Source organism: Nocardia sp. FBN12, assembly GCF_054031145.1.
In genome coordinates this window covers 3,768,854-3,786,294 of sequence record NZ_CM132926.1, presented here as the reverse complement: position 1 = coordinate 3,786,294, position 17,441 = coordinate 3,768,854, and the positions used below count along the sequence as shown (strand labels likewise).

Here is a 17,441-nt window from a genome sequence, read left to right as displayed (position 1 = left end):
AGCGCCGTGGATCGCTGCCCGGGCAGCGGTGGCTCAGCCGGTGTAGGGGTCTCTCGCTGTCACGCAGTACAGGGCGTTTCCGGGGTCGCGCAGGACGATCCAGTGTTCGGCGTCGGTGACCCGGGTGGCGCCGAGGGATTCGTGCCAGGCGGCAGCGGCGGCGATGTTCGAGGCGGCGAAGTCGGCGTGGGCGCCTGCGGGGCGGGGGTCGTCGAGGCGTTGGAGCAGGAAGTGCAGTGGCTGATCGGGGCCACGCAGGCGGGCGTATTCCGGACGGCTGCTCGGCCCGGGTGTCCACTCGGTGAGCGCTTGCCAGAAGGCGGTGTCGGCATCGATGTCGGCGGGGGCGAGGTCGAGGCAGATCTGGTCGAGGCGGGTGACCGTGCCGTCGGGCGCGGTGGTGACCGTGACCGGTGCCGGGTGCGGGCGCGCCTGCTCGGCCGCGGGAGTGAAGCAGAACGTCTGTCCCGCAGGCGATTCCATAATCGTGTACGCAGCAGGCTCGGCGACGACGCGGGCGCCGAGTCCGGTCGCGGTCGCTACCGCCGCGGGGATGTCGTCGACGTCCAGGTCGAGATGGATGCCACCGTCATCGCAGACCGCTTGCATCTTGATCCACGCGGGACCGCTCGCGGGCAGCAGCGTGACGAACTCATCGTTGTCGCCGCGCGGCGCCGACACGGTGGAGTCGGTGACCGTCGCCCAGAACCGCGCGCAGGCGGCGAATGTATCGACGGGACGGTCGAGAAAGGCCCAGGTCCAGCGAATCATGCTGTCTCCCTTCCGATATGGGGCACCGGCGAGCTGTCAGCCGGATACGCCCGCCCTGCAGGACAGCGCGGGTGGTCCTGTCCGAACGGTAGGCGGCCCGGGTGCCGCTGTCGACAGCCTTGTCGGCGCGGTACGTGGGGCTCCGCCGTCACGGTGCTTCGTGCGCAGCGCTTTCGATGGTCGGTGACACGCGTCGGTCCGACCCCGTAGTCGGCCTCACCGCACAGGACGCGGTGCTCCTGAAGGCGATCGCTGGCAGGATGTTGACGAAACATGTCACACCGGCCACTCGTTCGTCCGGCATCGATCCGGCACGCTAGCCGAGTGACCGATTTACGTGCGTCTCTGCCGCCCACCGGCGACGACCCGGCCGACAACCTCACTCCCGCACCGGCATCGGTCACCGACGACCGTCGTCGGCTTCATCCCGCGTGGATCGTGGCGGGTGTCGGCTTCGTGGCCCTGCTCGGCGCGGCCGCCTTCCGCTCGGTCCCCAGCGTCCTGATTGATCCGCTGCACACCGAATTCGGTTGGTCACACGCCACGATCTCCACCGCCATCTCGCTGAATATGCTGCTCTACGGCCTGATCTCGCCGTTCGCCGCTGCGCTGATGGACCGATTCGGCATCCGCAAGGTGGTGTGTTCGGCGCTGGTGCTGATCGCCGCGGGCAGCGGGCTGACGGTGTTCATGACCCAGGCGTGGCAGCTGGTGGCCACGTGGGGACTGCTGGTGGGTGTCGGCGTCGGGTCGATGTCCATGCCGTTCGTCGCGACCATCACCGGTCGCTGGTTCGTCCAGAGTCGTGGCCTGGTCACCGGAGTGCTCACCGCGGCGGGCGCCACCGGCCAGCTGGTGTTCCTGCCGCTGGTGTCGATGCTGGCCACCGAGCACGGCTGGCGGCTGCCGTCCTTGATCGTGGCGGCGGTGGCGCTGTCGGTGGTGCCGCTGGTCTGGCTGTTCGTGCGCGACTACCCCAGCGATGTCGGTGTGCGCGCCTACGGGGCGCCCGCCGGTTCGGACGCGGGCGCGCGAGTCCCGATCGCGGGCGGTGCCAACCGGGCGTTGAAGGTGCTGGCCTCCGCCGCGCGCCGACCCGGATTCTGGCTACTGGCGGGCGGTTTCGCGATCTGTGGTGCTTCGACGAACGGCTTGGTCGGCACCCATTTCGTCACCGCGGCGCACGACCACGGCATGCCGCCGACCACCGCGGCCGGACTCCTCGCGCTGGTGGGGATCTTCGATGTGGCGGGCACCATCGCCTCCGGCTGGCTCTCCGACCGCGTCGATCCGCGCTACCTGCTGCTCGGCTACTACTCGCTGCGTGGGCTCTCGCTACTGATCCTGCCCTCGCTGCTCGGCCCGCACACCGAGCCGAGCATGTGGGTGTTCATCGTGTTCTACGGCCTGGACTGGATCGCGACCGTCCCGCCGACCGTGTTGCTGTGCCGCGAACTCTTCGGCGCCGACGGCCCGATCGCGTTCGGCTGGGTCTTCGCCGCCCACCAGGTCGGCGCCGCCATCGCCGCCACCGGCGCCGGCTTCATCCGCGACCTGCAGGGTTCCTACGACCTCGCCTGGTATCTGGCAGGTGCCCTCTGCGGCATCGCCGCCGTCATGTCGATGCTGGTCCGCAGACCGAAAGTCACCGTGTGAACGAATCCCGCCGGTTCTCGGCCGCCTTGATCCGGACCGCGTGAAGGGTGCGACAGCACCCGCGGCGCCGACTGCCTACTCGAGCGTCTTGTGCTGCCCGGATTCCAGCGCGATCTGGTTCGCGCGGCCGTCCCAGCGGCTGGGTTCGTCCTTGGTGCGCGGCGGCCGGTCGTTGGCGATCAGCACCGCGATCCACGGCAGCGGCACCGAGGCGGCGATGATCAGGATCGAGAGCAGCGGGTTCTCGAACGCGCTGTAGGCGATCGCGGCCAGGATCAGGCAGGGGATCCGGAAGGCCATGATGAACGTGTAGCGGCGCACCCTGGCGCGATGCTGGTCGTCGAGCGAGGGCGCGGCCTCGGTGATCAGCACCGCGTGTTCGGCGGCGGCGGGCCGGAAGAACCCACGCGAGGGCGTGGGCTCGGCGGGCATGGTCACGTCCGGGTCCGGCTTCGGTTCGTCGGCGCTGGAGGCATCGCCGTAGGACTGCATACCGCAAGTCTTCCACCCGGCGTCGTCGAGCGCACACGCGGCTGGTCAGCGGACCGGGCGGGGGATGCGGCATCATGGAAGGCGTGAGTACAGACACTCTGGTACGCCCGGAAACCACGACCGACGAGACGACCAGCGACGACACCCCCAAATTCTTCCATTACGTGAAGAAGGACCGGATCGCCGAGAGTGCCGTGATGGGCACGATGGTCGTCGCCCTGTGCGGCGAGGTCTTCCCGGTGACGCGTTCGGCCAAGCCCGGCTCGCCCGTGTGCCCGGACTGCAAGAAGGTCTACGAGGGCTTGCGCAAAGACGGCGACTGAGCCGATCGCTCGGTAGGTGACGCCGGTGTCTCGGGTGAGGCCCCGGCGATGTCGTCGTGCTCGTCGTCGTCACCGCGCACCTGGCTGGTGATCCAATCTTTGACCTGCTCGATCCGGGTGGCTCGGGCGGGCCAGAACTCCTGCACGGCGGCGTTGAACTCCGCACCGAGGATCACCGCGAAGCCGAGAAAGTACGTGAACAGCAGGAACGCGATAGGGGTGGCCAGCGCGCCGTAACTCACCCCGGTCTCGGAGATCCAGGACAGATACCGGCGCAGCAGGTCGCTGGCCGCCAGGAAGAACACCCCGGCCACCAGCGCGCCGCCGAAGAGCCGATGCCACGGCAGCGATTTGTGCAGGGCCAGCTTGTAGAGCGTGGTCAGCCCGACGATCAGCAGCACACCGACGATCGGGTAGTAGAACCCATCGATCAGCCGCAAGCCGGGCTCGCGCCACGCGTCGGGCAGTACCCGCCCGATCCGGGTCGGTCCCAGCGCGATCACCGGCAGGATCAGCACCGCGGCCACCAGGAACTGCACGTACAGCAACAGCGCGAAGATCCGCTGCCAGATCGGATGCCGGGCATCCTGCTGCCCGTGCGCCGCCACGATGGCGTCGACGAAGGTGGCCATCGCCGAGGATCCGGCCCACAGCGACAGCACGAAGCCCACCGACACCACCGCGCCGCGACCCTTGCCGAGCACGTCGTCGACCGTCGGTTCGATCAGATCGGAGACCACCGACGGGCTGAAGAACTCGCGGCTGAACGCGATGATCTTGCTCTCGACGATCTGCAGGGTGTCGGGCCCGAACAACCCGCCCACATAGCCGAGGCTGCCGAGCAGGCCGAGCAGCAGCGGTGCCAGCGACAGGGTCTGCCAGAACGCCGCGGCCGCGGACTTGTCGAAGATCGAGTTGTCCCAGCACTTCACCGCGACCCGGGCCACCAGTCGCCATGCCGTCGACAGCCACCGGGCCCACCACGGTCGATCGCTGTGACGTTGCGGGGCGGCGTGCGCACCGCTGGTGGGGCAGGCGGGCGCGTCGCCGGGCGCGAGCGCCTGCGGTTGGTGCGTCGCGTCGGCAGCCGGGACCTGGTCGTTGCTCATCTCGTGGTCAAGCATCCCCCACGACGGTGGTCGGCGTGGTGCGGGCTGGGCATCGTGTCGGCGGGTAACAGGTAAATGGCCGGTGACCACGGGTGCGGCTGTGATGCCTGTCGCCCACCCCGCGTCGGTTTGGCGACACGCCGCATCGGGCGGCTAGGGTCGTCTGCGTGACTGGGTCGGGTGGCGCCGCTACGGCGAAGCAAGCGGGGACACCGGGCGAGACTGCCGCGGGAGGTGCCCCGTCGGGTTCCTTGCGCGCCTGGCAGCGTCGCGCGTTGACGAAGTACCTGGCCACCAAGCCGCGCGACTTCCTCGCGGTCGCGACGCCCGGCGCCGGTAAGACCACCTTCGCGCTGCGGGTTGCCGCGGAGTTGCTGGCCGATCGGACGGTGGACCAGATAACCGTCGTCGCCCCGACCGAACACCTCAAGCACCAGTGGTCCGCCGCGGCCGCGCGCACCGGCATCCAGCTCGACTCGCGCTTCTCCAATTCCACCGGCGCGACCTCCGGCGATTATCACGGCGTCGTGGTGACCTATGCGCAGGTTGCCGCCCACCCCACTCGGCACCGGGTGCGTACCGAGAACCGGCGCACGCTGGTGATTCTCGACGAGATCCACCACGCGGGTGACGCCAAGACCTGGGGCGAGGCCACCGAGGAGGCGTTCGGCGACGCGACGCGCCGGCTCGCGCTGACCGGAACCCCGTTCCGCAGTGACGATTCGAAGATCCCGTTCGTCACCTACGAGCCCGACGAAGGTGGATTCCCGCGCTCGCGCGCCGACCACTCCTACGGCTACGCCGACGCCCTCGCCGACGGCGTCGTGCGTCCGGTGGTGTTCCTGGCCTACTCCGGTGACGCGCACTGGCGCGACAGCGCGGGCGAGGAACACACCGCCCGCCTCGGCGAGCCGCTCAGCGCCGAGCACACCGCACGGGCCTGGCGCACGGCTCTCGACCCGGCGGGCGACTGGATCTCGGCGGTGTTGCGCGCGGCGGACATGCGGCTGCGTCAGCTGCGCGCCTCCGGCATGCCCGACGCGGGCGGGCTGGTGATCGCCACCGACCAGGAACGGGCCCGCGACTACGCCGAACTGCTCGAACACATCTGTGGTGAGCGGCCAACGGTGGTGCTGTCCGACGACCCCCAGTCCTCGCAGCGGATCGGTGAGTTCGGCAAGGGCACCCAGCCGTGGATGGTGGCGGTGCGCATGGTGTCCGAAGGTGTCGACGTGCCGCGCCTCGCCGTGGGCGTCTACGCCACCAGCGCGTCGACCCCGTTGTACTTCGCGCAGGCCATCGGCCGTTTCGTGCGTGCCCGCAAACCGGGCGAGACCGCGAGCGTGTTCCTGCCGTCGGTGCCGGTGCTGCTGGATCTGGCCGCCCAGCTCGAATTGCAGCGCGATCACGTCATCGGCAAGCCGCATCGCGAGAAGGACGGCCTCGACGACGAGCTCCTGATGGACGCGAACAAGGCCAAGGACGAGCCCGGCGAGGACGAGAAATCCTTCGTGGCACTGGCCGCCGACGCCGAACTCGACCAGGTGATCTACGACGGCTCCTCCTTCGGCACCGCCACCATCGCGGGCAGCGACGAGGAAGCCGACTACCTGGGCATCCCCGGTCTGCTCGACGCCGACCAGATGCGCGCGCTGCTGCGCGACCGGCAGACCCGCCAGCTCGCCGACCGCAGCGCCGCCCAGGAGTCCGCCCCGCAGGTCGCGCCCGTCGCCGAGCGCGTCGCCACCTCCGACAAGCTGGGCGAGCTGCGCCGCGAACTCAACAGCCTCGTCGCGATGCACCACCACCGCACCGGCAAGCCGCACGGCGTGATCCACGGCGAGCTGCGCCGCGAGTGTGGTGGTCCGCCAACGGCCTTGGCGAGTGTCGACCAGTTGGGCGAACGTATCGCCGCCCTGCGCCGACTCTGAGAGATCCGACCGAAGCTGCGTCGCCTAGCGTGTCGCGGCGGCGAGTGTCTGCATGGCACTGTCGACGGCGGCACTCAGCTCGTCGGGGCTGACGCCGTCTCTGGCCTGGATCGACAGCCCGTACAGCACAGTGCTGTACAGCATTGCGAGCGACGCTGTTTCGGTGCCGGGCGCGAGGTCGCCCTCGACGACGCCACGGTCGAGGCGGTCGCGGATGTCGGCGGTGGTGCGGCGGCGGGCTTCGGCCAGGAATTCGCGGACCGACGCGGTGCGGGTGGCGTAGGTCGCGCCCGCGAGCACCACCATGCAGCCGTTCGGCACGCCGGGATCGGTGTAGGTGGCGATATTGTCGCGCAGCATGGCCTCGACCGCGGCGTAGGCGGTGGGTTGCTCGCGTAGCGCCCTGGCCGTGTGTGAACCCTCGCTGCGGCCGTAGAGCTCGACGGCGGCGCGGAACAGGGCCTCCTTGTCGCCGAACGCGGCGTAGAGGCTGGGGGAGTTGATGCCCATGGCGGTGGTGAGATCGCTCATCGAGGCGCTGTCGTAGCCGAGTTCCCAGAACACTTCCATCGCGCGGCGCAGGGCGATGTCACGGTCGAAACCGCGTGGGCGGCCGCGTTCTGCCATCGGGAAACCTTTCTGTGCCGATCGGTAAATATACCGCGTGTGCCGATGGTCGCGGCAGCCGCCGACCAATTCTGTACCGATCGTTAAGAAACTCTTGACGGAGTGCCGCGCATGCGCTCGTCTATTTATGTATCGACCACTACAAAATTGGAGCGAGCCTGATGACGAGCAGCAACACCGTGGCCATGGTGACCGGCGCGAGCCGCGGGATCGGCGCGGCCATCGCCCGCGCGCTGGCCGCCGCGGGCACCGATGTGGCGTTCACCTATCAGCGCGACGAGGTCGCCGCCAAGGCGGTCGCGTCCGAGATCGAGGCGCTGGGCAGGCGGGCGCTGCCGATCATGGCCGACAGCGCCGACGCCGCGCAGGTCGTCGCCGCCGTGGAACGGACCGCGCGGGAACTGGGCGGTCTCGATGTGCTCGTGAACAATGCGGGCATCTTCCCGGCCAAGCCCTACGAGGAGTTCACCCTCGACGAGATCGACCGCGCGCTGAACATCCACGCCCGCGCCGCCTTCGTCGCTGGCCAGGCCGCCCTGCCGTATCTCGGTGACGGTGGCCGGATCATCTCCATCGGCTCCAACCTGTCCGAACGCGCGCTCTTCGGCGGACTGTCGCTGTACAACCTGAGCAAGTCGGCTCTCAATGGTTTCACCAAAGCCCTTGCGCGCGAACTGGGTCCGCGCGGCATCACCGTCAACCTCGTCCAGCCCGGCCCGACCGACACCGACATGAACCCCGCCGACAGCGGGCACGCCCCGACCCAACGAGAGTTCAACGCGCTGGGCCGTTTCGGTGCCGCCGCCGATGTGGCCGATCTGGTCGCCTTCCTCGCGGGCCCGTCGGGCCGGTCGATCACCGGCGCGATCCTCACCGTCGACGGCGGTACCAACGCCTGAGCGGCGGGCGCATCACGATCTCTGTGCACCTGCCGGCTTCGGCACGGCAGGTCTCGCGGATGTCCCTTGCGCAGCACATCTCGTCGGCCGGTCGACTAGTGGACGGCGTCGAAGAAGTCGGCCGGGTCGAGGGTGTGCAGGGGAGTCCAGCGTTGCTCCGGCGCGGGCGCATCGGATTCGGCGGTCGTGTCGAAGTACCCCTGCAATTCCAGTGCGACGCGCGGGTTCTCGTCGACCCTGCGCGCGATCGTGTACAGCGTCGCGAACACGTGCACGCAGCGCGCGGTCCGCGCCGAGCAGGAGCAATCGGTGCTCACCAGGGTCGGCGCGGGGGAGTGCCCGGCGTCGAGCAGTGCCCGGTGCATCTCGTCGGTGAACACGGTCGGGTCGGTGATCGTCTGACCGATCGCGGTCACCGCCGCCCGGGACAGCGGTGCCACCTCGACGTGCGCGATCGAGGCCTGGCCGCCGCGATGCAGGTGCGCGCGCACAGTTCGGCCCTCGATCTCGAGGCGCGCACCGTCGTTGCGGGCGATGCTGCGGGCTCGGGGCAGCAGGGGTTCCGGGCGGGTCTGGCGCAGCGGTTCGGCCAGGCGCACCCAGTCCATGCCCCATGGGGTGTAACCGAATTCGTTGTCGGGCATCAGTTCCCTCGCTTCCGGCGCAGGATGTCGACGAGGGCGTCGTCGTCGAGGCGGGCCAGTTCGGCGATGCCCGCGGCATCGGACAGATCAGTCAGGGCGGACTTTCGGGTGTGCATCGCCGCGATGTGTTCCTCCACCGTGGTGGCGCTGGTCAAGGTGGTGACGGTGACAGTGCGGGTCTGCCCGATCCGGTGCGCCCGATCCGATGCCTGCGCCTCCACGGCCGGATTCCACCAGCGATCGAAGTGGATCACATCGGCCGCGCGGGTGAGGGTGAGGCCGGTGCCCGCGGCGCGCAGGCTCAGGATCAGCACCGGCGGGCCGTCTGGCGCCTGGAACCGGGTGACGAGGTCGCCGCGCTGGGTGGCGTCGAGCCCGCCGTGGAAGAACGGCGCCTCGATCCCGAACTGTTCGGTCAGGTGCCGCGCCAGCAGGTCGCCGGTCTTGCGGTACTGGGTGAAGATCAGCGTGGGATCACCGGTGTCGAGGTTGGTGGCCACGATGTCGGTGCAGAGGTCGAGTTTGCCGGAGCGGCCCGCGATGTCGTCGAGGTCACCCGAGACCAGTCCGGGGTGATTGCACACCTGCTTGAGGTGGGTCAGCGCGGCCAGCACGCGTCCCTGTCGTTGCAGGCCGGAACCGAAGCCCTCGTCGAGGGCCTCGGCGAGCACCGTGTCGTACACCCGCTCCTGCTCGGCGGTCAGATCGCACAGCAGATCACTGTGGATCTTCGCGGGCAGCGACGCCGCCACCTGAAGTTTCTTGCGCCCCAGGACAACCGGCTCCACCGCGTCGCGCAGCCGGGCCGCCGCCGTGGCCGAACCCTCTTCGATCGGCCGGACGAACCGGCGCCGGAACTGCGTGCGATGCGCGAACAGTCGCGGCACGGTGAGATTGAGCAGTGCGAACAGTTCGTCGAGGTGGTTCTCCACCGGCGTTCCGGTCAGCGCGACCTTCGCGTCGGTGGTCAACGCGCGCGCCGCCTTCGACACCTGGGTGCGCGGATTCTTCAGCGCCTGCGCCTCGTCGAACACCACGGTCGCCCACTGCTCACCGGTCAGCGCCGCCCCGTGCAGCCGCAACGTCGGGTACCCGGTGACGACCACAGTCCCGGCCCCCGCGGACACCGCGCCGCCACGCCACGACACCGCTTTCAACCCCGGCGCGAACCGTTCGATCTCGTGCACCCAGTTGCCCACCAGCGAGGTCGGACACACCACCAGCTGTGGCCCGTCCGCGCGCCCCTGCAGGAACCCGATCGTCTGCACGGTCTTCCCGAGACCCATCTCGTCGGCCAGCACCGCCCCGCCGTACGCGGCAACGGTCTCGCGCAACCACCCCACCCCACGCACCTGATAGGGCCGCAGGGTGGCGTCGACAACCCCCGCGAGCTCCCCATCGAGCGCCCGCGTCTCGCGCAACACCCGCGCCGCCCGCTCGGCCGACACGATCGCGGTCCCGACCGCATCCGGCACGGCATGCGCGGCGACAGGCAGTGGTCCAGTCGCCGCGCCGGGCGATTCGACCTGCCCGCTCCGGCGGCTCGACCGCTGACGCGCGCCGATATCGCCGGGCGTCGGCTGAGCGGCCAGCAGGGCCCGCCAGGCGAGGCCTGACGGAGCGAGATCGTCGATCGTGAGGTCCGCGAGTTCGGCGGCTGTCACCACGGCGGTCGCTATCTCGACGGGCTCGATCGCGCCACGCTCGCCGACGGGCAGCGCGAGGGCGAGCTGTTCCGGATCGCCGATTCCCGTCGGCGCGGGGCCGGCGTCGTGCCCGGTCCACGTCCACAGCGCGAACAGGTGACGGTCGGGCAGGTAGGTGGCCTGAATGGCGAGCAGAACGTTCTCCTGACGATCGAGGCGGCGGGCAAACGAATAACGTACACTGTACCGAGTTTGTTCCCGAGTGCCAGAAAGAAGGCAGGGGTACCCGTGCCGACCGACGACAAGACCGCGCACGCCACCCAGATCCTCGAACTGCTGTGGCGCCACTCGCTCCCGGCCAAACCGGGCACGCGCGGCCCGAAACCGGGCCTCACCGTCGACGACGTGGTCGCGGCGGGCATCACCCTCGCCGACCGGGACGGCATCGACAAGCTGACGATCCGCGCGGTCGCCACGGAACTCGGCCTGCGCGCGATGAGCCTCTACACCTATGTCCCCAGCAAGGACGCACTGATCGTGCTCATGGTCGACGCCGTCGCCGCGGACATCCCGATTCCGGCCGACCTGCCCGTCCGGGAACGCATGATCGCCATCGCCACCCAGATCAGGACCGAACTGATCGAACATCCCTGGCTGCTCGAAGTCTCCCCGTGGCGCCAGGTCCTCGGTCCGGCCAGGATGCGCCGCTACGAACGTCAACTGACCGCCATCGAGGGCGTCGGCCTGAGCGATCTGGCCATGGATCGCGCGATCGCCGTGCTCACCGACTTCGCGACCGGCAACGCCCGCCTCGCCGTCGCCGCCGCGGGCGCCGCCGCTCAACTGAGCGACGCGGACTGGTGGGCGGTGAACGGTCCGTTGCTCGCCCAGGTGATGCCCGCCGGCGAATTCCCCCTGGCCGGCCGGGTCGGCACCGTGGTCGGCGAGCACTACCAGGCCCCCGCTGACCCGGACGGCGCCTTCGACTACGGCGTGGCCACCCTCGTCGACGGTCTCCTCGCCGACGCCTGAGGGCGCGACCCGGATACGACAACAGCGGGCGACCTTGTCCAGGTCGCCCGCTGCCGGGATTTTCTGTTGTCAGATGTGGTTGTTTCGGACGCGAGGAGTAGTCAGATCGCGGGCGCTGCGTCGGTGTCTATGACGGCTTCGAGTTCGCGCAAACGGTCCATGTGTTCATTCGCGTGGTGCTGGCAGAAGAGCAACTCGCCACCCGCGGGAAGAACTGCACGCACTCGGGCAGCCGCCCCGCAACGATCGCAACGATCAACTGCGGTCAGTGGGGTGCTGGTCAGGGTTCCTGGCATGACTCCTCCGTCCCGGCTCCCGGCACTGCGTGGCCGTTCGCCTAGGTGTGGGCCCCGTGGTCACTCCACGAGGCTCGCATCCGCTACTTCCCAGCAGTGGTACGACTACTCTGTCAGACGTTCGGGGTTCAGGCTTTGTTCCCGGAAGTGAATCTTTGTGTTTTCGATAACAGACCTGCGGTTTCGCTGAAAGCGAACACCCGCCGGCCGGCATTCTCGAGCACCTACCGATCACCCGCGAAGCGCTGATGCCACCTCCCACTCGATCCTGATACTCACCGATACGTCGCTCGCTGCGGTGTTGCTCGTTACGCACGGGGCGCAACCACCGAACCGGGCCGAACATCATCGAGTTGTGACAGGGTCTTGACCGTCCGAACCTGTTGTCTACCCGGAGATTACCCGTGACATCCGACACTCACACGCTTGTTCACCTGTGTTCTTCCCAAGAATGGGAAGACGCGCGCCGCGCGGGCGAACGCAGGCCGCCGTCGCTGGCCGACGCCGGCTTCGTGCACCTGTCCACCCCGGAGCAGGTCCACCTGCCCGCCAACCGGCTCTTCGCCGGGCGCGTCGACCTGGTCGTGCTGTGGCTGGGCCCGACGGCGTTCACCGGTGCGGTGAAGTGGGAGCCGGGCGTGCCGAGCGATCCGTCGTCGATGCTGTTCCCGCACCTCTACGCCCCGCTGCCGGTCGCCGCGGTGCTGGCCGCGCAGCCGTACCTGCCCGGTCCTGACGGCGTGTTCACCACACCGCGCCGGGAGGGAGTGGCGTAGACCACAATCGGCTCCGCGCGCGGCTACTGTTGATGAGGTGAACGTCGACGTCACAGCGCTACCGGGCATCGGAGTGCGTAAGGATTTCGAAGTCAGGTCGGGCCGGCGCGTCGGAGTGGTCGCCCACCGCGACGGCGACATCGACCTGATCGTGTCCAAACCCGACGACCCCGACGCGATCGCCGCCCAGGTGCCGCTGTCCACCGACGAGGCGTCGGTGCTGGCGAACCTGCTCGGCGCGCCGCAACTGGTCGCCAAACTCAACGACGACCACCGAGACCTGCCGGGTATCACCACCCGCCAGCTCGGCATCGTCGACGAATCACCCTATGCGGGACGCACCCTCGGCGAGACCGGTATGCGCACCCGCACCAAGACCTCGATCGTCGCGGTGATGCGCGCCGGTCAGCTGCACCCCTCACCCGGCCCGGACTTCACCTTCACCGAGGGCGATCTGCTCGTGGTCGTCGGCACCCCGGACGGCCTCGACGCGGCCGCGAAGATTCTCGTGCACGGCTGAGACGCCGTGACCTCGCAGGCCTTGGCGCTGCTCGAGCTCGGCGTGATCTTGTTCGCACTGGGGATCTGCGGGCGAGTGGCAGGCCGGTTCGGGATGTCGCCGATTCCGCTGTACCTGCTGGGCGGACTGGCCTTCGGGCGCGGCGGGTTCATCGAGCTCGACGTCGCCACCGAGTTCGGGCACATGGCGAGCGAGATCGGCGTCGTGCTGCTGCTGTTGCTGCTCGGGCTCGAGTACACCGCCCCCGAGCTGATGACCGGGCTGCGTCGCTCCTGGGGGGCCGGGGTGCTCGACCTGGTGGCCAACGCGCTCCCCGGTGTCGCGGTCGCGCTGATCCTGGGCTGGGGCGTGCTCGGCGCCGTGGTGCTGGGCGGGGTCACCTACATCTCGTCGTCCGGGATCGTGGCCAAGGTGCTCGACGATCTGGGCCGCCTCGGTAACCGCGAGACCCCGGTGGTGCTGTCGATCCTGGTGTTCGAAGACCTCGCGATGGCGGTGTACCTACCGATCCTGACCATGATGCTGGCGGGGTTGAGTCTGCTGAGCGGGCTGATCTCGCTGGCCATCGCGCTGGCGACGGTCACGGTGGTGCTCGTGGTCGCGCTGCGTTTCGGGCGGGTCGTCACGGCGGTGCTCGACAGTGCCGATCGTGAAGTGTTCCTGTTGCAACTGCTCGGCGCCGCCCTGCTGGTGGCAGGCGCGGCCTCGGCGCTCAACGTCTCGGCCGCGGTCGGCGCGTTCCTGCTCGGTATCGCCATCTCGGGCTCCACCGCGCACGAAGCCGCGAAACTCCTGGAACCGCTGCGTGATCTGTTCGCCGCGATCTTCTTCGTCGCGTTCGGCCTGTCGATCGACCCGACCGCGATCCCCCCGGTGTTCGGGTGGGCGGTCGCGCTGGCGGTGGTGACCACCGGCACGAAGGTCGCGGTCGGCTGGTGGGCGGCGAGTCGCCAGGGCATCCGGCGGATGGGTCGCGCGCGAGCGGGCGCGGCGCTGGTGGCGCGCGGCGAATTCTCCATCGTCATCGCCAGTTTGGCGGTCGCCTACGGCAAAGCCGACGCGAAACTCGCCGCGCTCGCGTCGGCCTATGTCCTGCTGATGGCGATCCTCGGGCCGATCGCGGCGCGGGTCGTCGAGCCGGTCGTCGAATTCGTCAGGCGCCGTTCGGGTGTCGCGACGACCTGATCAGTCCACGACCCGGCGCGGCCAGGCGCCCGCACCGTCGTAACTCAGTTCCTCCGTGCGGTACTCGTGCTGCACGGGCGGCGCGACCGGCGGTAGGGGCTCGGCCGGTCGCGGTCGCGGACGATGCCGCGAGGTCAGCCACATGCGCGGCAGCGCCTCCTCGTTCTCGATCTCGGTCAGGCTCACGCTGATCAACACGAGCATGGTGACGATGCTGCTCACCCCGATCAGCGGTGCCAGCAGTTCCATCGCATCGGCACCGGACGCGGGCGCGATCTGATGTCCGCTGTGCGCGTGCATCGCCGCCATCCCGGTGTAGTGCATGCCGCACACGGCCACGCCCATGATCAGCGCCGCGCCCACGGTGGCGAGAAAACCCTTGACGCGCAACGTGAACCACAGCGCCACGACCGACGCCACCACCGCGATCACCATCGACAGTGTCACGATCGCCGGGTCGTATCGCACGATCGCGCTGGAGCGCATCGCGTACATGCCGGTGTAGTGCATGGTCCCGACACCGAGGCCGGTGATCACGCCACCGGAGAGCAGCGAGCGCAGGGTCGGCTGCGGCTTGTTCACCATGAACAGCCCGATCCCGACCACCACCATCGCCGTGATCGCGCTGAACAGCGTCAACGGGATGTCGTAGCGAATATCGGCGCCGCGGATGGTGAAGCCGAGCATGGCGATGAAATGCATGACCCAGATACCGGTTCCGCCGATCGCGACCGCGGCACCGATGAGCCAGCCGACGCGTCCCTCGGTGGCGTTACGGCCGCGCGCCGCGCACTGCAGCCCGAGCAGACATCCGGTGACAGACATGAAATACGCGAGAACAGGGGTGATCCAGCCGTAGCTGAAGTGATAGATGTCGAGCACGCGTGCAGAACCCTCAATGCCGATACCGCAGACTTGAGGCGGTAGAACGAAAAACTGGATGTGACAATACGGTGAAGATCGCCAATCCGGGTCCTCCGCAGTGCAATTCGACAGTGTGGGGTTGATCACGAAACGATTACCCCGGCGTACTGATGGATAAAGCAGACCGCTGGGAATGTAGTTGCCGAAACGACAACGAGGCCCGTACCACCGAATCGGGTGGTACGGGCCTCGTTGTCGAGTAACCGCTAGTCGAGGTAGTCGCGCAGAACCTGCGAACGGCTCGGGTGGCGCAGCTTGCTCATCGTCTTCGACTCGATCTGGCGGATGCGCTCACGCGTGACGCCGTAGACCTGGCCGATCTCGTCGAGGGTGCGCGGCTGACCGTCGGTGAGGCCGAAGCGCAACCGCACCACGCCCGCCTCACGCTCGGACAGCGTCTCCAGCACCGACTGCAGCTGATCCTGCAGCAGGGTGAAGCTCACCGCGTCGACCGCGACGACCGCCTCGGAATCCTCGATGAAGTCACCGAGCTGGCTGTCGCCCTCGTCGCCGATGGTCTGGTCCAGGGAGATGGGCTCACGCGCGTACTGCTGGATCTCCAGCACCTTCTCCGGCGTGATGTCCATTTCCTTGGCGAGCTCCTCCGGCGTGGGCTCGCGGCCCAGGTCCTGGAGCAGCTCGCGCTGGATGCGGCCGAGCTTGTTGATCACTTCGACCATGTGCACCGGGATACGGATGGTGCGGGCCTGGTCGGCCATGGCGCGGGTGATGGCCTGACGGATCCACCACGTGGCGTAGGTCGAGAACTTGTAACCCTTGGTGTAGTCGAACTTCTCGACCGCGCGGATCAGACCCAGGTTGCCTTCCTGGATGAGGTCCAGGAACGCCATGCCGCGGCCGGTGTAGCGCTTGGCCAGCGAGACGACCAGTCGCAGGTTGGCCTCGAGCAGGTGGTTCTTGGCCCGGTTGCCGTCGCGCACGATCCAGTTGAAATCGCGGCGCGTGGTGACCGAGAGCTTCTCGCCCGCCTCGGCGAACTCGCGCATCTTCTCCGCGGCGAACAGGCCGGCCTCGATCCGCTTGGCGAGTTCGACCTCCTCCTCCGCGTTGAGCAGCGCGACCTTGCCGATCTGCTTGAGGTAGGCGCGCACCGAGTCGGCGGAGGCGGTGAGTTCGGCGTCCTTGCGTGCTTGGCGCAGCGCTTCGGACTCCTCCTCGTCCCAGACGAAATCGCCGGATGCCTTGTCCTTCTCGGACGGCTCCGCGGTCTCGGCGACCTCGGCGGTCTCCTCGGCGACGTCTTCGACGACGACTTCCTCGCCGACGAGTTCGTCCTCGGCGACTTCGAGATCACCGAGATCGTCGACCTCGACCGACTCGTCGTCGAGCTGCTCTTCACCGCCCTCGCCCGAGGTCGCCTTCTTCGCGGCGGTCTTCTTGGCCGGAGCCTTCTTGGCGGCAGCCTTCTTCGCCGGCGCCTTCTTGGCTACGGCCTTCTTCGCCGGGGCCTTTTTGGCGGCGGCCTTTTTAGCCGGCGCCTTCTTGGCCGGATTCGCGGCGTCGTCGGCATCGGCGTCGGAGGCCGAGTCGGCGGTCTGACGGGTATTCGTGGCTACCACGTACGCCCTTTCGTGACGGTCTCGTGCGGCGTCACGCCAGAGTGGTTTTCCGGCGGAGCGGTCGGTCGGGTTGCACCGGCGATGCGTCGGCCGGGGGAAGTCGGCGCTCGTTCACCGACCTTCTCGCGACCGGCCGCGGCCGGAAGGTTTCACCGGCTCACCGCCGGACGTGTTCCATTGTAACGATCCAACCAGGGTACTCATGGCACGATGCCACCCAGGCGTTGCGTCACCCGCCGCGCGGGGCTACGGCGCGATGCCCGCATCGATGGCCATCGCCGCGCCGACGATACCCGCGGTGTTCTTCAATACGGCCGGAATCACGGGAGTTCGGTTGGTGAGCAAGGGAATCCACTGTTCGTGATCACGGCTGATCCCGCCACCCGCCACGATCACCTGCGGCCAGAACAGATCCTCCATGTGACGCAACACGCGACTCACCCGCTGTGCCCAATCCGGGTAGGTGAGGTCCTCGTTGTCCTTGACCGAGGCCGCGGCCAGATCCTCGGCGTCGACGCCGTCGATCTTGAGATGGCCGAGCTCGGAGTTGGGTACCAGCACGCCGTTGTAGAGCAGCGCGGAGCCGATGCCGGTGCCGAAGGTGAGCAGCAGCGTCAGCCCGTTGAGGTCGCGCGCGGTGCCGTAGGAGTCCTCGGCAAGGCCCGCGGCGTCGGCGTCGTTGAGCACCGTGACCGACCGCCCGCCGAGCGCCTTCGCGAACAACGCGCGGGCGTCGGTGCCGATCCAGGCCTGGTCGATGTTGGCCGCGGTTCTGGCGTGACCGTCGAGCACCACGCACGGCATCGTGATGCCGACCGGACCCTCCCAGCCTGCCTGTGTCACCAGTTCGGTCACCGCCGCGGCGACGGCGGCGGGCGTTGACGGCTGCGGCGTCGCGATCTTGATGCGGTCGTGGGTGAGCAGACCGGTGGCCAGATCGACCTCGGCGCCCTTCACTCCGCTACCGCCGATATCGATCCCGAATGCGTGCCCCCGAGTGGACATGGTTCAACCCCTTGCTGACGCGGTC

Annotated in this window: 18 protein-coding genes; 8 read left to right on the top strand and 10 right to left on the bottom strand. The window is 68.7% G+C overall.

Annotated features, from left to right (window positions below):
- Positions 1-33: 33 nt before the first annotated feature.
- The gene (locus tag ACWZHB_RS18210) at positions 34-771 is read right to left on the bottom strand and encodes a VOC family protein (protein ID WP_427903072.1); all 738 of its coding nucleotides are present in this window, start codon (positions 769-771) and stop codon (positions 34-36) included.
- Between the two features lie 324 nt (positions 772-1,095).
- On the opposite strand from ACWZHB_RS18210, the gene ACWZHB_RS18205 reads away from it, so the two are divergent.
- Positions 1,096-2,427 carry an MFS transporter gene (locus ACWZHB_RS18205; RefSeq protein WP_427903071.1) on the top strand — a complete coding sequence of 444 codons (1,332 nt, stop codon included), beginning with the start codon at positions 1,096-1,098 and terminating at the stop codon, positions 2,425-2,427.
- A gap of 75 nt (positions 2,428-2,502) precedes the next feature.
- On the opposite strand, the gene ACWZHB_RS18200 is transcribed toward ACWZHB_RS18205, so the two are convergent.
- Complete coding sequence (locus ACWZHB_RS18200; RefSeq protein ID WP_427909204.1) at positions 2,503-2,859, bottom strand: DUF3099 domain-containing protein; 357 nt, start codon at positions 2,857-2,859, stop codon at positions 2,503-2,505.
- A gap of 143 nt (positions 2,860-3,002) precedes the next feature.
- Between ACWZHB_RS18200 and ACWZHB_RS18195 the strand changes: the two genes are divergently transcribed.
- Positions 3,003-3,242 carry a DUF3039 domain-containing protein gene (locus ACWZHB_RS18195; RefSeq protein ID WP_056815556.1) on the top strand — a complete coding sequence of 80 codons (240 nt, stop codon included), beginning with the start codon at positions 3,003-3,005 and terminating at the stop codon, positions 3,240-3,242.
- Here ACWZHB_RS18195 and ACWZHB_RS18190 read toward each other — a convergent pair.
- Positions 3,212-4,366, bottom strand: a complete 1,155-nt coding sequence (locus ACWZHB_RS18190; protein ID WP_427903070.1) for a YihY/virulence factor BrkB family protein — start codon at positions 4,364-4,366, stop codon at positions 3,212-3,214. The genes ACWZHB_RS18195 and ACWZHB_RS18190 overlap by 31 nt on opposite strands.
- A gap of 236 nt (positions 4,367-4,602) precedes the next feature.
- Here ACWZHB_RS18190 and ACWZHB_RS18185 point away from each other — a divergent pair, with 236 nt between their 5' ends.
- Positions 4,603-6,282, top strand: coding sequence for a DEAD/DEAH box helicase (locus tag ACWZHB_RS18185; RefSeq protein WP_427909203.1), 1,680 nt, complete (start codon positions 4,603-4,605; stop codon positions 6,280-6,282).
- A 24-nt stretch (positions 6,283-6,306) separates the two neighbouring features.
- Here ACWZHB_RS18185 and ACWZHB_RS18180 read toward each other — a convergent pair whose 3' ends face one another.
- The gene (locus ACWZHB_RS18180) at positions 6,307-6,909 is read right to left on the bottom strand and encodes a TetR/AcrR family transcriptional regulator (protein ID WP_427903069.1); all 603 of its coding nucleotides are present in this window, start codon (positions 6,907-6,909) and stop codon (positions 6,307-6,309) included.
- Positions 6,910-7,070: 161 nt separating this feature from the next.
- On the opposite strand from ACWZHB_RS18180, the gene ACWZHB_RS18175 reads away from it, so the two are divergent.
- Complete coding sequence (locus ACWZHB_RS18175; protein WP_427903068.1) at positions 7,071-7,808, top strand: SDR family NAD(P)-dependent oxidoreductase; 738 nt, start codon at positions 7,071-7,073, stop codon at positions 7,806-7,808.
- A 95-nt stretch (positions 7,809-7,903) separates the two neighbouring features.
- On the opposite strand, the gene ACWZHB_RS18170 is transcribed toward ACWZHB_RS18175, so the two are convergent.
- Together ACWZHB_RS18170 and ACWZHB_RS18165 are read right to left on the bottom strand one after the other, a co-directional pair.
- Positions 7,904-8,452 (bottom strand): hypothetical protein, encoded by a 549-nt coding sequence (locus tag ACWZHB_RS18170; protein ID WP_427903067.1) that lies wholly within the window; start codon positions 8,450-8,452, stop codon positions 7,904-7,906.
- On the bottom strand, positions 8,452-10,254 hold the full coding sequence (locus ACWZHB_RS18165; RefSeq protein WP_427909202.1) for a DEAD/DEAH box helicase: 1,803 nt from the start codon (positions 10,252-10,254) through the stop codon (positions 8,452-8,454). The genes ACWZHB_RS18170 and ACWZHB_RS18165 overlap by 1 nt, the downstream gene beginning before the upstream one ends.
- 132 nt (positions 10,255-10,386) lie before the next feature.
- On the opposite strand from ACWZHB_RS18165, the gene ACWZHB_RS18160 reads away from it, so the two are divergent.
- Positions 10,387-11,130, top strand: a complete 744-nt coding sequence (locus tag ACWZHB_RS18160) for a TetR/AcrR family transcriptional regulator (protein ID WP_427903066.1) — start codon at positions 10,387-10,389, stop codon at positions 11,128-11,130.
- Positions 11,131-11,231: 101 nt separating this feature from the next.
- Here the strand turns inward: ACWZHB_RS18160 and ACWZHB_RS18155 are convergent, their stop codons facing one another.
- Complete coding sequence (locus ACWZHB_RS18155) at positions 11,232-11,426, bottom strand: DUF7455 domain-containing protein (RefSeq protein ID WP_266291007.1); 195 nt, start codon at positions 11,424-11,426, stop codon at positions 11,232-11,234.
- 404 nt (positions 11,427-11,830) lie between these two features.
- On the opposite strand from ACWZHB_RS18155, the gene ACWZHB_RS18150 reads away from it, so the two are divergent.
- Genes ACWZHB_RS18150 through ACWZHB_RS18140 form a run of 3 tightly spaced genes read left to right on the top strand, consistent with a single transcriptional unit; the run spans position 11,831 to position 13,907 of the window.
- Complete coding sequence (locus ACWZHB_RS18150) at positions 11,831-12,202, top strand: DUF952 domain-containing protein (protein WP_427903065.1); 372 nt, start codon at positions 11,831-11,833, stop codon at positions 12,200-12,202.
- 37 nt (positions 12,203-12,239) lie between these two features.
- Complete coding sequence (locus ACWZHB_RS18145; RefSeq protein WP_266291003.1) at positions 12,240-12,722, top strand: cation:proton antiporter regulatory subunit; 483 nt, start codon at positions 12,240-12,242, stop codon at positions 12,720-12,722.
- Between the two features lie 6 nt (positions 12,723-12,728).
- Complete coding sequence (locus ACWZHB_RS18140; protein WP_427903064.1) at positions 12,729-13,907, top strand: cation:proton antiporter; 1,179 nt, start codon at positions 12,729-12,731, stop codon at positions 13,905-13,907.
- Here the strand turns inward: ACWZHB_RS18140 and ACWZHB_RS18135 are convergent, their stop codons facing one another.
- The 3 genes from ACWZHB_RS18135 to ppgK form a co-directional block, all read right to left on the bottom strand.
- The gene (locus tag ACWZHB_RS18135; protein WP_427903063.1) at positions 13,908-14,789 is read right to left on the bottom strand and encodes an MHYT domain-containing protein; all 882 of its coding nucleotides are present in this window, start codon (positions 14,787-14,789) and stop codon (positions 13,908-13,910) included.
- 248 nt (positions 14,790-15,037) lie between these two features.
- Positions 15,038-16,411, bottom strand: coding sequence for an RNA polymerase sigma factor (locus ACWZHB_RS18130; protein WP_427903062.1), 1,374 nt, complete (start codon positions 16,409-16,411; stop codon positions 15,038-15,040).
- A 246-nt stretch (positions 16,412-16,657) separates the two neighbouring features.
- Complete coding sequence (ppgK, locus tag ACWZHB_RS18125; protein WP_427903061.1) at positions 16,658-17,416, bottom strand: polyphosphate--glucose phosphotransferase; 759 nt, start codon at positions 17,414-17,416, stop codon at positions 16,658-16,660.
- Positions 17,417-17,441 lie beyond the last annotated feature (25 nt).

Bases quoted from the DNA above. Each gene is read 5' to 3' on its own strand.
- ACWZHB_RS18155 (WP_266291007.1), bottom strand. From the start codon at position 11,426: ATGCCAGGAACCCTGACCAGCACCCCACTGACCGCAGTTGATCGTTGC.
- ACWZHB_RS18175 (WP_427903068.1), top strand. From the start codon at position 7,071: ATGACGAGCAGCAACACCGTGGCCATGGTGACCGGCGCGAGCCGCGGG.
- ACWZHB_RS18170 (WP_427903067.1), bottom strand. From the start codon at position 8,452: ATGCCCGACAACGAATTCGGTTACACCCCATGGGGCATGGACTGGGTG.
- ACWZHB_RS18180 (WP_427903069.1), bottom strand. From the start codon at position 6,909: ATGGCAGAACGCGGCCGCCCACGCGGTTTCGACCGTGACATCGCCCTG.
- ACWZHB_RS18210 (WP_427903072.1), bottom strand. From the start codon at position 771: ATGATTCGCTGGACCTGGGCCTTTCTCGACCGTCCCGTCGATACATTC.
- ACWZHB_RS18190 (WP_427903070.1), bottom strand. From the start codon at position 4,366: ATGCTTGACCACGAGATGAGCAACGACCAGGTCCCGGCTGCCGACGCG.
- ACWZHB_RS18200 (WP_427909204.1), bottom strand. From the start codon at position 2,859: ATGCCCGCCGAGCCCACGCCCTCGCGTGGGTTCTTCCGGCCCGCCGCC.
- ppgK (WP_427903061.1), bottom strand. From the start codon at position 17,416: ATGTCCACTCGGGGGCACGCATTCGGGATCGATATCGGCGGTAGCGGA.